12 protein-coding genes and 2 pseudogenes are annotated in these 13,994 nt (G+C 66.2%); 6 read left to right on the forward strand and 8 right to left on the reverse strand.

Annotation, left to right across the window (positions count from 1 at the left end):
• Positions 1–6: 6 nt before the first annotated feature.
• The gene (locus F624_RS0113915; protein WP_019574924.1) at positions 7–1,005 is read right to left on the reverse strand and encodes a tripartite tricarboxylate transporter substrate binding protein; all 999 of its coding nucleotides are present in this window, start codon (positions 1,003–1,005) and stop codon (positions 7–9) included.
• A gap of 115 nt (positions 1,006–1,120) precedes the next feature.
• Here F624_RS0113915 and F624_RS0113920 point away from each other — a divergent pair, with 115 nt between their 5' ends.
• Positions 1,121–2,020, forward strand: coding sequence for a LysR family transcriptional regulator (locus tag F624_RS0113920; RefSeq protein WP_019574925.1), 900 nt, complete (start codon positions 1,121–1,123; stop codon positions 2,018–2,020).
• Positions 2,021–2,140: 120 nt separating this feature from the next.
• Positions 2,141–3,364 (forward strand): HD-GYP domain-containing protein, encoded by a 1,224-nt coding sequence (locus tag F624_RS0113925; protein ID WP_019574926.1) that lies wholly within the window; start codon positions 2,141–2,143, stop codon positions 3,362–3,364.
• Between the two features lie 434 nt (positions 3,365–3,798).
• Here the strand turns inward: F624_RS0113925 and F624_RS0113930 are convergent, their stop codons facing one another.
• The 3 genes from F624_RS0113930 to ahpC form a co-directional block, all read right to left on the reverse strand.
• Positions 3,799–4,017, reverse strand: a complete 219-nt coding sequence (locus F624_RS0113930; protein ID WP_019574927.1) for a SlyX family protein — start codon at positions 4,015–4,017, stop codon at positions 3,799–3,801.
• Between the two features lie 91 nt (positions 4,018–4,108).
• Entirely contained in the window at positions 4,109–5,677 is a 1,569-nt protein-coding gene (ahpF, locus tag F624_RS0113935) for an alkyl hydroperoxide reductase subunit F (protein WP_019574928.1), read from the reverse strand.
• 166 nt (positions 5,678–5,843) lie between these two features.
• Complete coding sequence (gene ahpC, locus F624_RS0113940) at positions 5,844–6,407, reverse strand: alkyl hydroperoxide reductase subunit C (RefSeq protein ID WP_019574930.1); 564 nt, start codon at positions 6,405–6,407, stop codon at positions 5,844–5,846.
• A gap of 180 nt (positions 6,408–6,587) precedes the next feature.
• On the opposite strand from ahpC, the pseudogene F624_RS32515 reads away from it, so the two are divergent.
• The 4 genes and pseudogenes from F624_RS32515 to F624_RS35535 all read left to right on the forward strand — a co-directional run bounded on the left by F624_RS32515 (position 6,588) and on the right by F624_RS35535 (position 8,349).
• A pseudogene (locus F624_RS32515) lies at positions 6,588–7,050 on the forward strand (MarR family winged helix-turn-helix transcriptional regulator).
• Positions 7,051–7,207: 157 nt separating this feature from the next.
• Positions 7,208–7,519 (forward strand): winged helix-turn-helix transcriptional regulator, encoded by a 312-nt coding sequence (locus F624_RS0113950; protein WP_019574932.1) that lies wholly within the window; start codon positions 7,208–7,210, stop codon positions 7,517–7,519.
• Positions 7,520–7,647: 128 nt separating this feature from the next.
• Positions 7,648–7,992: pseudogene (locus tag F624_RS35530) on the forward strand (FKBP-type peptidyl-prolyl cis-trans isomerase); the annotation flags it as partial.
• A gap of 27 nt (positions 7,993–8,019) precedes the next feature.
• Positions 8,020–8,349, forward strand: coding sequence for an FKBP-type peptidyl-prolyl cis-trans isomerase (locus F624_RS35535; RefSeq protein ID WP_420536240.1), 330 nt, complete (start codon positions 8,020–8,022; stop codon positions 8,347–8,349).
• A 23-nt stretch (positions 8,350–8,372) separates the two neighbouring features.
• On the opposite strand, the gene F624_RS0113960 is transcribed toward F624_RS35535, so the two are convergent.
• The 4 genes from F624_RS0113960 to ppsA all read right to left on the reverse strand — a co-directional run bounded on the left by F624_RS0113960 (position 8,373) and on the right by ppsA (position 13,905).
• Positions 8,373–8,870, reverse strand: a complete 498-nt coding sequence (locus F624_RS0113960) for a hypothetical protein (protein WP_019574934.1) — start codon at positions 8,868–8,870, stop codon at positions 8,373–8,375.
• Positions 8,871–9,006: 136 nt separating this feature from the next.
• Positions 9,007–11,112 carry a VC_2705 family sodium/solute symporter gene (locus F624_RS0113965; RefSeq protein ID WP_019574935.1) on the reverse strand — a complete coding sequence of 702 codons (2,106 nt, stop codon included), beginning with the start codon at positions 11,110–11,112 and terminating at the stop codon, positions 9,007–9,009.
• The gene (locus F624_RS32520; protein ID WP_019574936.1) at positions 11,112–11,381 is read right to left on the reverse strand and encodes a sodium/substrate symporter small subunit; all 270 of its coding nucleotides are present in this window, start codon (positions 11,379–11,381) and stop codon (positions 11,112–11,114) included. The genes F624_RS0113965 and F624_RS32520 overlap by 1 nt, the downstream gene beginning before the upstream one ends.
• A 130-nt stretch (positions 11,382–11,511) precedes the next feature.
• Positions 11,512–13,905, reverse strand: a complete 2,394-nt coding sequence (ppsA, locus tag F624_RS0113975; protein WP_027475806.1) for a phosphoenolpyruvate synthase — start codon at positions 13,903–13,905, stop codon at positions 11,512–11,514.
• Positions 13,906–13,994 lie beyond the last annotated feature (89 nt).

Below are 13,994 nucleotides of genomic sequence, written 5' to 3' on the forward strand. Positions count from 1 at the left end.
GGGTTCTCACTGGGGCTGCAGCTGGATGGTTTTGGCCAGGGCCCTGAATTGGGCCGTGCCGTCGGTGTAGGCCTGGGCGGCCTCCTGCAGGCTCAGGGGGCGTGACACCTGCTGGCTCTGGGCCTCCAGGCCGGCGCGCACGGCCGGGTCGGACAGGGTGGCGGTGAGGGCCTTGTACAAGACCTGCACGACCGGCTCGGGCGTGTCCTTGCGCACGAAGTAGCCGGTCCAGATCTTGTAGCTGAAGTCTTTCAGCGCCCGGCTCTCGCGCAGCGTGGGCACCTGCTTGAGGCCCTCCAGCCGCTCCTCGCTGAGGGTGGCGACAAACTTGAGGCGCCCCTGCTGCGCCATCTCGAGCTGGGCCTTGCCGAACACGGTGATGAAGATGTCCACCTGCCCGCCCATCAGGTCGGTGAAGGCCGGTGCCGCGCCCTTGTAAGGCACATGGGTCATGGGCACGCCCAGGGTGTGAGACATGTGCTCGCCCATGAAATGGTAGAACGAGCCCGGCCCCACGCTGGCATAGGTGAGAGGGCGCCCCTCGCGCGCCATGCGGGCCGCGTAGGCGGCCAGTTCGTCGCCATTGCTGACGGGCAGATCGGCGCGGGCAATGACGGCCAGCGGGGCCACCGAAATCATCTGCAGCAGGCGGAAGTCTTCGCTCTTGAACTTGACAGCCGCATTGGCCAGTGGCGACAGGATCAGCTCATTGGGCGAGCCCTGAAAAAGCAGGTAACCGTCGGCCGGCGCGCTCAGGGTCTTCTGGGCGGCAATCGCGCCGCTGACCCCGCCCAGGTTCTCGACCACCACGGGCTGCCCCAAATGCTTGCCCAGCGCCGTGTTCACCGTGCGGGCGATCACATCAGACACCCCACCCGCCGGGTACGGCACCATCAGCGTGACAGGGCGCTGCGGAAAGCTCTGGGCCCAGCTGCCGCCAGCCAGGGTCAGGGCCGCCAGGGCCAGGCCGGTTTTCAGGGACGCACGACGAAGAAGCGATTTCATGGGGGATTTCCTTGCCATCAGGTGATGAGATGAGGAGCCCATGCTAGAAATGCTTCAAAAATGTGTCCAATGCATAATTTTCCTGAAACCCATTCAATCAGCTCATACACACCCCATGGACCTGCGCCAACTCCAGCACCTGATCTGCCTGGCTGAGACCGGCTCGTTCAGCCGGGCCGCCGAGCAACTGCACCTGACCCAGTCGGCGCTGAGCCGCAGCATCCAGGCCCTGGAGCGCACGCTGGACGCGCGGCTGATCGACCGCCTGGGCAAGCGCAATGAGCTCACCCCCTTGGGCGAAGTCGTGGTCACGCATGGGCGACGCATGTTGTTTGAAGCCGACGAGCTGAAGGAGAACCTGAAGCGCCTGGCCCAGGGTGGGTTGGGCTCGCTGCGGCTGGGCCTGGGCTCGGGCCCCGGGGCCTTGCTGATGACGCCCCTGCTGAGCCACATGGCACGCGAGCATCCGCAGGTGCGGGTCAGCGTCTCGCGCGGCCCCACCGAGCTGCAGTTGCAGATGCTGCGCGAGCGCCAACTGGATGCGCTGGTCATCGATCTGCGCCGCGTGGTACCGGCCGATGACCTGCAGATCGAATCGCTGGTGGAACTGCGCGCCGGCTTCATCTGCCGCGCCAGCCACCCGCTGGTTGGGCGCCGCAGCCTGGCCTTTGAGGAATTGCTGGCCTACCCCATTGCCACCACCCCGCTGAGCGATGAGGTGGCCCGCCTGCTGGTGGACCGCTACGGCCCGCAGGCCCACCCGGAGCACCTGGCTTCGCTGCACTGTGAAGACGTGAGCAGCCTGGTGGAGACCGCCCTGAACACGGATGCGATCTTTCTGGGCGTGCAGGCGGCTGCGAAAGCGCATCTGCAATCGGGGGCGCTGGTAGCCCTGACCGTGCAACCACCGCTGCAGGCGACGGCACGCTTTGGCCTGATCACGCTGCGCGGGCGCACCCCTTCGCCGGTCATGCACCTGCTGCGCCAGTTTGTCGACCAGCACCTTTGCGAGTGAAGGCCATGTGCTGATCAAAGCGCCCGCTGCAGTGTCGGTCACTGGCAGGTAAAGGCCCCGCTGATGCCCGGTTAAGGTCTGTTGAAGCGCTGACATCCTGTCACATAATCGACGCCACCCATGAAATTAGCGCCCGTCAGCTTCAGCAACATTCCGCTCGGTCGCCCGCTGCCCTTCGGCCTGCACAATGCCGACGGGACCTTGCTGGCCAGTCGCGGCTACATCTTCACCGAACGCGAGGCACTGGACACCCTGGCGGCCCACGGCACCTTGTTCGTCGACCCGCAGGAGGTGCGCCAGTACCGCCGCGCGATGGAAGCACAGATGCATGCGATGGTGAACAACAACAACACCACGCTGGGCCAGATCGCCGACACCCAGATCATGGCGCCAGAACTGATGACCGCCACTGCGAAGACGGCCGACGAGTACAGCGACCCCGATGCGCCGATCGACTGGCTGGACATGCAAAGCCGGGCCAACGCCATGATGCGCGACCCGCGCAGCCAGCGCTTCATGTTCCGCCTGGACAAGCTGCAGCGCGACTTGAGCCGCATGCTGCGCAGCAACCCCGACACGGTGCTGTTTGCCCTGATCCACCTGACCGCCAGCGAAACCCGCTTCTACAGCGCCACCCACGCCATGCTGGTGTGCGCCATGTGCTCGCTGGCCGCGCGCGATGTGCTGAACTGGTCGCCCGAGCTGGAGACCGCCATGGTGCGGGCCTGCCTGACCATGAACATCGGCATGACTGAGCTGCAGGACCAGTTGACCCTTCAGCACGACCCACCCACCACCGAACAGCGCGTCCTCATCGAAAGCCATCCCGAGCGTTCGGTGAGCCTGCTGCGTGAGCGCGGTGTGCAGGATGACGTCTGGCTGGAGGCCATCCGCCTGCACCACGACGCCATGGCCGGCCCCCTGGGCGGGCGCAGCCCGGCCGAGCAGATCGCCCGGCTGATCCACCGGGCTGACGGCTTTGCGGCCCGGCTGTCGCCGCGGGCCACCCGTCCCCCCATGGCCCCCTCGGCGGCCATGCACGCCACCTATTTCGATGAGCGCAAGAAGGTGGATGAGGCCGGTGCCTCCCTGATCAAGGCCGTGGGCATCTACCCGCCGGGCTCGTTCGTGAAGCTGGCCAGCAACGAGGTGGCCACCGTGGTGCGCCGGGGTGCCAACACCCTCACCCCCCGGGTGGCCGTGCTGGTGAACCGCGAAGGCATGCCCATGCTGGAGCCCGCCATCCGCGACACGCGGGTGAGCGACCACCGCATTCTGTCGAGCGTGAATTACCGGGACATCCGGGTGCGGACGGACCTGGTTCGTCTGCTGGCGTTGACTTGACCCCCCCCCCTGAGCCGCCTTCGGCGTCATCCCCCCAGGGGGACGACTCCAACGGCCTGGCAAAGCCAGCTCCGTGGTGTCTGCTGGCTTGGCCTGCTCCGCGGCCATTCGAACGGTGAGGCAGTTGCTCGTGCGAGCCCGGCGCTCCTTGGCAGAAGCCTTTGGCGGAGGTTTCCTCATTCATGCGCCGGAATCATCTGAGGCGGACGACACCACTTGACTCCCCGCTGAGTCGCCTTCGGCGCCATCCCCCAGGGGGACGACTCCAACGGCCTGGCAAAGCCAGCTCCGTGGTGTCTGCTGGCATGGCCTGCTCCGCGGCCTTTTGAACGGTGAGGCCATCTCTCATTCGAGGGCTGCGCCTCGTGACTCAGATCTGAGATTACCGCCCCCAAGTCTGTTCGGGAGGCCAATGCAACGGTCTTGTCAAGGGCTCAATAGTGGGGCGGCAGTTCGTCGCGCAGGTTGCCGCCGCGTTGGGCGCCACCGTCGGGGTTCTGGCGGCGCAGTTCGTGCACTTCGCGGATCAGCGCATCGATCTGCTCCTGCTGGCGGAACACGATCTGGTTGAGTTGTTCCAGCAGGTCTTCGTTGAAGCTGGTCTTGACTTCAAGATCGGTCAGGCGGTTGTCGATGTGGGCGGGTGTTTCCATGCCCTGATTGGACCCGAAAAAAGCACCGGGCCAGAAAAAAACCCCACACCCGCCAGGCGGGGTGGGGTCGACTCACTCAAGCCAAGGCGGCTCAGGCAGCGGCCGGGGTGCGGATCAGGTGATCGAAGGCGCTCAGCGCGGCCTTGGCGCCCTCGCCGGCGGCGATCACGATCTGCTTGTAGGGCACGGTGGTGCAGTCGCCTGCCGCCAGCACGCCGGGCACATTGGTCTGGCCCTTGGCGTCGACCACGATCTCGCCGAAGCGCGACAGTTCGATGGTGCCCTTGAGCCATTCGGTGTTGGGCACCAGGCCGATTTGCACGAACACGCCCTCCAGGGCCACCAGGTGCTCGTCACCACTCACGCGGTCCTTGTAGCGCAGGCCATTGACCTTGCCTTCGGCACCGGTGATCTCGGTGGTCTGGGCGTTGGTGTGCACCACCACATTGGGCAGGCTGTGCAGCTTCCTGACCAGCACGGCATCGGCCTTCAGCTCAGGGGCGAACTCGATCACGGTGACGTGGCGCACCACGCCGGCCAGGTCAATGGCGGCTTCGATGCCCGAGTTGCCGCCGCCGATCACCGCCACGTCCTTGCCCTTGAACAGGGGGCCGTCGCAGTGCGGGCAGTAGGCCACGCCCTTGTTCTTGTACTCGGCCTCGCCGGGCACGTTGACATTGCGCCAGCGCGCGCCGGTCGACAGGATCACGGTCTTGGCCTTGAGGCTGCCCCCGTTGGCCAGCACCACCTCGGTCAGGCCGCCGGGCTGGGCCGCAGGGATCAGCTTGTCGGCACGCTGCAGGTTCATGATGTCCACGTCGTAGGCCCGGGTGTGGGCTTCCAGCGCGGCGGCGAACTTGGGGCCATCGGTTTCGAGCACCGAGATGTAGTTCTCGATGGCCAGCGTGTCGTTGACCTGGCCACCGAAGCGCTCGGCCGCCACGCCCACACGGATGCCCTTGCGGGCGGCATACACCGCCGCTGCGGCGCCGGCCGGGCCACCGCCCACCACCAGCACGTCGTAAGGGGCCTTGGCCGACAGCTTGGCGGCGTCGCGGGCGGCAGAGCCCGTGTCGAGTTTGGCCACGATCTCTTCCACCGTCATGCGGCCCGAGGCGAACACCTCCCCGTTCAGGAAGACCATGGGCACGGCCATGATCTCGCGGCGTGTGACTTCCTCCTGGAAGGCGCCGCCCTCGATGACGGTGGTCTTGATGCGGGGGTTCAGGATGGCCATGAGCGACAGCGCCTGCACCACGTCAGGGCAGTTGTGGCAGCTCAGGCTCATGTAGACCTCGAAGTTGAAGTCGCCCTCCAGCGCCTGGATCTGCTCGATCACGTCTTGCTCGACCTTGGGCGGGTGGCCACCGGTCCACAGCAGGGCCAGCACCAGCGAGGTGAACTCATGGCCCAGCGGCAGGCCGGCAAAGCGCAGCTGGCTGCTGCTGCCCAGGCGCTGCAGGCTGAACGAGGGGCGACGCGCATCGATGCCGTCGGTGCGCAGGCTGATCTTGTCGGCGCGCAGCGACTGGATGGTCTGCAGCAATTGCAGCATCTCGCGGGCGGTGTCGCTGTCGTCGAGGGACGCCACCAGCTCAAACGGTTGCGTCACGCGCTCCAGGTAGGCGGCGAGTTGGGTCTTGAGTTGGTCGTCGAGCATGGTGGCTTCCTTCTTGAATTCGGTTGGGGGAGGCGCTGCGGACTCCCATCAGGGGGTGCGCGCCCTGTTTTTGGGCGAAAAAAAGCCGGACGGCATGGCGCAAGGCCATGACGCTGTCCGGCGGGGGAGCGCGCCGCAGCGCGCTCGGCCGTAGACCGGCGGTGACTTAGATCTTGCCGACCAGATCGATCGACGGAGCGATGGTCTTGGCGCCTTCGTTCCACTTGGCGGGGCAGACTTCGCCCGGGTGAGCGGCGGTGTACTGGGCAGCCTTCAGCTTGCGCACGGTTTCCTTGACGTCGCGAGCGATTTCGTTGGAGTGGATTTCGCTGGTCTTGATCAGCAACTCGGGGTTGATGATGAAGGTGCCGCGCAGAGCCAGGCCTTCTTCAGGGATGTGCACGCCGAAAGCGTTGGTCAGGGCGTGGGTCGGGTCGCCAACCAGGGGGAACTTGGCCTTGCCGACGGCAGCCGAAGTTTCGTGCCACACCTTGTGCGAGAAGTGGGTGTCGGTGGTGACGATGTAGACCTCGGCGCCAGCCTTCTGGAATTCAGCGTAGTTGTCAGCAGCGTCTTCGATTTCGGTCGGGCAGTTGAAGGTGAAGGCGGCCGGCATGAAGATCAGAACCGACCACTTGCCCTTCAGGCTTTGTTCGGTGACTTCGATGAACTTGCCATTGTGGAAAGCCTGGGCCTTGAAGGGTTGGACTTGGGTGTTGATCAGGGACATTGCTGTTTCCTCACTTGGGGTTGGTTGAACGACAGCCGTGACTTTATCGCAGCCCAACCCATTGAACCCATTAATTGATCATATTCATACGATTACATATACCTATCATTGAGCGCTATTTGTCACCACAAAGTCACAAGCCGCAACGTCCCACCCGGGCCTTGCCGCCACAATGAGGGCATGGCTACGAAGAAACCTGCCCCCTCTGTTGCCGTGGAAAGCGTGGACACCCGCTACCTCGAAACCCTGATGGGCTACAACGCCCGCCGCGCCGCCCTGACGATCATCGAGGTGTTCATGGAGCGCATGTCGGTCTATGGGCTCAAGGTGGTCGACTTCTCGGTGCTCTCGCTGGTCGCGCACAACCCCGGCATCACCTCGCGCCAGCTGTGTGCCACCCTCAACATCCTGCCCCCCCAACTTGGTGGGCATCATCGCCGGCATGGACCGGCGCGGCCTGATCGAGCGCCGCCCGCACCCCAGCGACGGCCGGGCCATGGGCCTGCACCTGACCGAAGCCGGTCTGGCCCTGATGAAGGACGCCGAACAGACCGCAGCCGACCTGGAAGACGACGCCACCAGCCGGCTCACCGCAAACGAGCGCAAGACCCTGATCCGGCTGCTGCAGAAGATCTACCTCTGAGCCGCCAGCCCCCAACCCGGTCCAGGCTTGATTCCCACTGAGTCAGCAGCTATGAAAGACGTAGCAGACTGTGCAATTTGGGCTATAGTCGCGCCGAGATGGCTGGTGGCCGCCCGGTGCGCCAGCCCGCCCAGCGCATCAGCCGGAGATTGCGACCATGAGTGCCAAGGAAGTCAGCGCCATCAGCCAGTTGTTCGACCTGCTTGAATCGCGCTACGCGCTGCGTGTGCTGTGGGCCTTGCGCGACGAGCACGCCCAGACCTTCCGGCTGCTGCAGGACAGCGTCGGCGGCATCACCCCCAACACCCTCAACACCCGGCTGAAAGAGCTGCGCGAGGCCGGCCTGGTCGACCATGGCCCCAGCGGCTACCTGGTCACGGACAGCGGCAAAGACCTGCTGCGGCGCCTGCACGATGTTCAGCCCTTCGCCGCCCGCTGGGCCGCCCACCGAGCCCGCCGCGCCGCGTAGGCGGGCCAAGCAGCAGCCCGGCCCCGGCCTGGGTTTCGGGGATAATCCGGGCTCTCAAAAGAGCTGCGGTGGGCGCATGGAAGCGCCGCCGGGCTCCCGAACTGAAGCACTTCACGCAAGGAAATCCGATGCCCACGACCCCCTCTGGCCTGCAATACGAAGACACCACGGTTGGCGAGGGCGCGGTCGCGCGCGCCGGCGTCGAGGTGAGCGTGCACTACACCGGCTGGCTGTATGAAAACGGCGTTCAAGGCGCCAAGTTCGACTCCAGCGTCGACCGCAACGACCCCTTCGAATTCGCCCTGGGCGCCGGCATGGTGATCAAGGGCTGGGACGAAGGCGTGCAGGGCATGAAGGTGGGCGGCAAGCGCACCCTGATCATCCCGCCCGAACTCGGTTACGGTGCCCGTGGTGCCGGCGGCGTGATCCCGCCCAACGCCACCCTGAAGTTCGACGTCGAGTTGCTGGGTGTCGAGTCGCCCGAGTCCGCCACCGCCGATCTGCAGATCGAAGACACCGTGGTCGGTGAAGGCACCGAGGCCGTGGCCGGCCGCAAGGTGCGCGTGCACTACACCGGCTGGCTGTACAACAGCGGCGCCCAGGGCGCCAAGTTCGACTCCAGCCTGGACCGCAATTCGCCGTTTGAATTCCACCTGGGTGCCGGCATGGTCATCAAGGGCTGGGATCTGGGCGTGCAGGGCATGAAGGTGGGCGGCAAGCGCACCCTGATCATCCCGGCCAAGCTGGGCTACGGTGCCCGCGGCGCCGGTGGCGTGATCCCCGGCAATGCCACGCTGAAGTTCGACGTCGAACTGCTGGCTGTCGCCTGAGCCCGCCCCCGGGCCGGGAGCGTTCAGCCCAGCAGGGCACGCTCCAGGGCCCGGTACTGGGAGGCGCCCACTGCTTCGCGGATGCGCGGCGCCACCGCCAGCAGGGCCTGGTAATTGCCCGCAGCCTCGACCGCCAGGTTGAGGCGGAACCCCCGCAAGCCCAAAGAGGCCGTCAGCGCCACCGCCACCGGGTAGGCGTCGTTGAAGCGTTGGCGCTCGCTGCGGGCACTGTCCTGCGGCAGCAGCGACAAAGAAAAATCGACCGACGACTCACCCTCTTCGAAGGGCTCCTGAGCTTTGACCAAGGGTGCCGTGGCCGGAGCGGCCGGGGCCAGCAAGCCGGATTCCAGCATGTGCCGCACATCCGCCTGGGTGATGCCCAGCGCAGTGGTGGCCAGCAACACCTCGTCCAGCCGCCGCACCCCGTCGAACAGGATGAAGGCGGACCGCTGACGGGGCGTCAGCACGGGGTCACGGGCCTTGAAAAGGCGGTGGCCCAACTCGGTCTTGGCGTAGATCATCGGCAGTGTGCGTTGCGGGAACAGGCCTGTGCAGACCCCTTGGGGTCCGTCGCATTGTCAGCCCAGATTGGCATGCTGTGCCGGGCTTTTGTATAGGGGTTTGTCCACAAACTGCGCCCTTGGCGCCACAGCGGACTCAGCTGTGCACTTCAAGCACCTGGCTGGGTCGGCGCGGCGTGAGGGCACTGAGCAGCCAGATGACGCAAAAGCCCACCGGCACGCCGAACACGCCGGCCGACACCGGCTGGATGCCATACCAGAGCCGAGGCCCGGGCGCAAAACCCAACCAGGCCATCAACAGGGCCGAATTCGACAGCAGGTAATACACCGTGACCGCCAGCCCGGTCAGCATGCCGACCACCGCGGCGTGGCGGGTGGTGCGTCGCCAAAAAATGCCCAGCACCATGGCCGGCAGCAGGGCCGAGGCCGCCAATGAAAACGAGGCCGACACCAGGGGCAGGATCTCGGACGGCTTGAGCGCGGCAATGAAGGCCGCCAGCATGGCCACCGCCAGCAGCACGAACTTGGACAGGATCACGCGGCGCTCGCCCAGCGCCACCTTGGAGGCCGCCTTGCGGAACAGGTGCAGGTCGTGCACCAGCGCATTGCTGATGGTCAGCAGCAGGCCGTCCGCGGTCGACAGCGCCGCGGCCAGGCCACCCGCCGCCACCAGGCCCGACAGCACATAGGGCAGGCCCCCGAGCTCGGGCGTGGCCAGCATCACGATGTCGGCCCCCAGCCGCAGCTCGGCAAACTGCAGCAAGCCGTCGCCATTCACATCGCTCACCGAGACCAGGGACGGATCGACCTTGGCCCACTGCACGATCCAGGTCGGCAAGGCGCCGAAGGTGCTGCCCACCAGGTTGTTCATGATCTCGAACTTGACCAGCACCGCCAGGGCCGGCGCGCTCAGGTACAGCAAGGCGATGAACACCAGGGACCAGGCCACCGAGCTGCGCGAATCGGCCACCGTGGGCGTGGTGCAGTAACGGATCAACAGGTGCGGCAGCCCCGCCGTGCCCGCCATCAGGCAGAACATCAGCGCCAGAAAGTTGAGGCGCGACAGGTGAAAGGCTTCGCGTTCGGCTGGCGTGCCCTCGGGGTCGCCGGCAAAGGCCTGGCTGTGCCGCGGCATGCCGCCCAGCGGGGCGGCGCGCTCGCGGTTCTCCTGGATGGCCCGGGTCCACTGCTCGCGGGCGGCGGTCGCATCGCGCGGCAGGCTGGCCACCTCGCGGGTGGCGGCCACGATGCTGGCCACGTCAGCATTGCGCTGGCGGAGTTCGCGCAGGTGCTCCTGGGCGGCCTGGCGCTCGCGCACCAGGGCCTGGGGCACGTTGTTCAGGTTGGCTTCGTACTCGCGCGAGCGGCGCAGAAACTCGGCCGCCACCTGCCGCTCGGACGGCGAATCGATGAGCTGCTGCTCGAGCGCCTCGATCTTGGCCAGTTGACGCCCATACACCAGCGGCGCCAGCGGATTGCCCAGCTGCTTGTAGGCCAGCCAGGACACCGGGATCAGAAAGGCCAGCAGCATGATGATGTACTGCGCCACCTGGGTCCAGGTGATGGCCCGCATGCCGCCCAGAAAGGAGCACAGCAGCACCCCACCCAGCCCCAGCATGATGCCGATCTCGAACTGCACGCCGGTCAGGCGCGAGGCGATCAACCCCACCCCGTAAATCTGGGCCACCACATAGGTGAAAGAGCACACCACCGCGGCCAGCGCCGCGATCACACGCGGCCAGCGGCCACCAAAGCGCTGCTCGAACAGGTCGGGCACGGTGTAGAGGTTCATGCGCCGCAGGTAGGGCGCGATCAGCATGGCCACCAGGCAGAAGCCCCCGGTCCAGCCCAGCACATAGGCCAGCCCGCCGGGCTGCCCCTCGGTGCCGGAAAAACCCTGCAGGTACAGGGCACCAGCCAGGCTGATGAACGAGGCCGCGCTCATCCAGTCGGCCGCGGCCGCCATGCCATTGAAGAAGGGCGGGATGCGCCGCCCGGCCACGTAATAGTCTTCGGCATCGGTGGTGCGGCTGTAGATGCCGATGCCGGCGCACACCATCACGCTCGAAAACAGGAAGATGGGGCCGATCCAGCGCCGCGACAGGCCCTGCTGCTCGGCCCAGCCCATGAGCAGCAGAAAGCCCAGCAGGCACAGAACAAACAGGCCCAGAATGCGGTACAGACGGCGCTCGTAGCGACGCCGCACAACCGGATCAGCCAACACCGCCGGACGCTCCGGCATCAGTCGGACCCAAGCCCGGCCCGGACCTCGGTCTGGGGCTGGGCGCTGTGGCGATCGGCGCGGTTGAGCACGCAGGCATACAGCACCACAATGGCGATGAACACCAGCACCGCACCTTGCGATGCCATCCAGTAGCCCAGCGAGCCGCCCCAGCCCGGCAAGGGCAGGCGCTCCAGATCGCGGGCAAAGTAGCAGGCCCCGAAAGACACCGCCGCCCACACGCCCAGCAGCAAGGCCCGCAACCACCAGAAGCGGTGTTGGGTCAGCACGGCCGGGGTCGGCGCAGAAAGTTCAGATGCCACGGGTGGAGACATGCCCGCATGATCGCACCGGAAGCCGCCCGTCAGGCCTAGGTCTTACCCCGGCGACGGGGGCTCCGATGCCCCCTCATGCGCAGGCTCAGAGGCCGGCCAGGCGCTTCCAGGTGTCGATCACGCTGTCCGGGTTGAGCGAGATCGAGGCAATGCCCTGATCCGCCAGCCACTGGGCGAAGTCGGGGTGGTCGCTGGGGCCCTGGCCACAGATGCCCACGTACTTGCCTTGTGCCTTGCAGGCGGCAATGGCGCGGCTCAGCATGGCCTTGACGGCCGGATCGCGCTCGTCGAAGTCGGCGGCCAGCAGCTCCAGGCCCGAATCGCGGTCCAGGCCCAGGGTGAGCTGGGTCAGGTCGTTGGAGCCGATCGAGAAGCCGTCGAAGTACTGCAGGAACTCATCGGCCAGGATGGCGTTGCTGGGCACCTCGCACATCATGATGACCTTGAGCTCGTTCTCGCCACGCTTCAGACCGTGGTCGGCCAGCAGCTGGGTGACGCGGTCGGCCTGGCCCAAGGTGCGAACAAAAGGCACCATCACCTGCACATTGGTCAGGCCCATGTCGTTGCGCACGCGCTTGAGCGCCTCGCACTCCATGGCAAAGGCCTCGCCGAAATCGGCACTGATGTAGCGCGCGGCACCGCGGAAGCCCAGCATCGGGTTTTCTTCCTCGGGCTCGTAGCGGCTGCCGCCGATCAGCTTGCGGTACTCGTTGCTCTTGAAGTCGGACAGGCGCACGATCACCGGCTTGGGCCAGAAGGCCGCAGCGATGGTGGCCACGCCTTCGGCCACCTTGTCGACATAGAAAGCGCGCGGAGAGGCATGGCCACGGGCCACCGACTCGACGGCCTTCTTCAGGTCGGCATCGATGTTCGGGTAGTCCAGGATCGCCTTCGGGTGCACGCCGATGTTGTTGTTGATGATGAACTCCAGGCGGGCCAGGCCCACGCCTTCGTTGGGCAACTGGCAGAAGTCGAAGGCCAGTTGCGGGTTGCCCACGTTCATCATGATCTTGGTGGCGATCTTGGGCATCACGCCGCGCTCCACCTCGGTCACCTCGGTCTCGAGCAGGCCGTCATAGATGCGGCCGGTGTCGCCCTCGGCGCAGCTCACGGTCACCAGGGTGCCGTCCTTGAGCAGGTCGGTGGCATTGCCGCAGCCCACCACGGCCGGGATGCCCAGCTCGCGCGCAATGATGGCGGCGTGGCAGGTGCGGCCACCGCGGTTGGTGACGATGGCGCTGGCGCGCTTCATCACCGGCTCCCAGTTCGGGTCGGTCATGTCGGTGACGAGCACGTCGCCGGCCTGCACCTTGTCCATTTCGCTGATGTGGTGCACCAGGCGCACCGGGCCGGTGCCGATCTTCTGGCCGATGGCACGGCCTTCGGCCAGCACGGCGCCCTGGCCCTTGAGCTTGTAGCGCTGTTCGGCCTTGCCCTGCTGCTGGCTCTTCACGGTTTCGGGACGGGCCTGCAGGATGTAGAGCTGGCCGTCGGTGCCGTCCTTGCCCCATTCGATGTCCATCGGGCGGCCATAGTGCTGCTCGATCACCAGCGCGTACTGGGCCAGTTGCTCGACATCGGCGTCGGTCAGCGAGTAGCGGTTGCGCAGCTCGGTGGGCACGTCCACGGTCTTGACCAGCTTGCCCGAGGCGGCTTTTTCTTCGGCGCTCGAGAACACCATCTGGATCAGCTTGGAGCCCAGGTTGCGGCGGATCACGGCGCGCTTGCCGGCCTTGAGCATGGGCTTGTGCACGTAGAACTCGTCGGGGTTCACCGCGCCCTGCACCACGGTTTCGCCCAGGCCGTAGCTGGAGGTGATGAAGACCACGTCTTCAAAGCCCGACTCGGTGTCGATGGTGAACATCACGCCGGCGGCGCCCAGGTCGGAGCGCACCATGCGCTGCACGCCGGCCGACAAGGCCACGTCGGCATGGGCAAAGCCCTTGTGCACGCGGTAGCTGATGGCGCGGTCGTTGTACAGGCTGGCGAACACTTCCTTCATCTTGTGCAGGATGTCGCTCAGGCCCACCACGTTCAGGAAGGTCTCTTGCTGACCGGCGAACGAGGCGTCGGGCAGGTCTTCGGCGGTGGCCGAGGAACGCACCGCGAACGAAGCGGCGGCATTGCCGGCGCTCAGCGTGGCAAAGGCGTCGGCAATCGCTTTTTCCAGATCGGCCGGGAAGGGCTGGGCCTCCACCATGGCGCGGATCTCGGCGCCGGCCTTGGCCAGCGCGTTGACGTCCTCGGTGTCCAGGCTGGACAGTCGGGCATTGATCTTGTCGGCCAGGCCATCATGGGCCAGGAACTGGCGGAAGGCATGGGCCGTGGTGGCAAAGCCGGTGGGCACGCGCACGCCTTGCGGCAGCTGCGAAATCATCTCGCCGAGGCTGGCGTTCTTGCCGCCAACGGCCTCGACATCGCTCATTCTCAGGTTTTCAAACGGTACGACCAGGGCGGTCGGGCTGAAAAGTGCAGACATGGGAAAGCTCCAGAAGTTAAAACCGGGTCTGCGCTGCCAGCGCTTCGGCCATGGCAGCTGCGGCCCATGCGCGTCGGGCGACTTTGTAT

The sequence above is a fragment of the Curvibacter lanceolatus ATCC 14669 genome, assembly GCF_000381265.1.
Classification (GTDB): Bacteria; Pseudomonadota; Gammaproteobacteria; order Burkholderiales; family Burkholderiaceae_C; genus Curvibacter; species Curvibacter lanceolatus.

Coding starts and splice junctions, on each gene's coding strand:
- ahpC (WP_019574930.1), bottom strand. CDS start 6,407: ATGTCCCTGATCAACACCCAAGTCCAACCCTTCAAGGCCCAGGCTTTC.
- F624_RS0113965 (WP_019574935.1), bottom strand. CDS start 11,112: ATGCCGGAGCGTCCGGCGGTGTTGGCTGATCCGGTTGTGCGGCGTCGC.
- F624_RS0113925 (WP_019574926.1), top strand. CDS start 2,141: ATGAAATTAGCGCCCGTCAGCTTCAGCAACATTCCGCTCGGTCGCCCG.
- ppsA (WP_027475806.1), bottom strand. CDS start 13,905: ATGTCTGCACTTTTCAGCCCGACCGCCCTGGTCGTACCGTTTGAAAAC.
- F624_RS0113950 (WP_019574932.1), top strand. CDS start 7,208: ATGAGTGCCAAGGAAGTCAGCGCCATCAGCCAGTTGTTCGACCTGCTT.
- F624_RS0113930 (WP_019574927.1), bottom strand. CDS start 4,017: ATGGAAACACCCGCCCACATCGACAACCGCCTGACCGATCTTGAAGTC.
- F624_RS0113915 (WP_019574924.1), bottom strand. CDS start 1,005: ATGAAATCGCTTCTTCGTCGTGCGTCCCTGAAAACCGGCCTGGCCCTG.
- ahpF (WP_019574928.1), bottom strand. CDS start 5,677: ATGCTCGACGACCAACTCAAGACCCAACTCGCCGCCTACCTGGAGCGC.
- F624_RS0113960 (WP_019574934.1), bottom strand. CDS start 8,870: ATGATCTACGCCAAGACCGAGTTGGGCCACCGCCTTTTCAAGGCCCGT.
- F624_RS0113920 (WP_019574925.1), top strand. CDS start 1,121: ATGGACCTGCGCCAACTCCAGCACCTGATCTGCCTGGCTGAGACCGGC.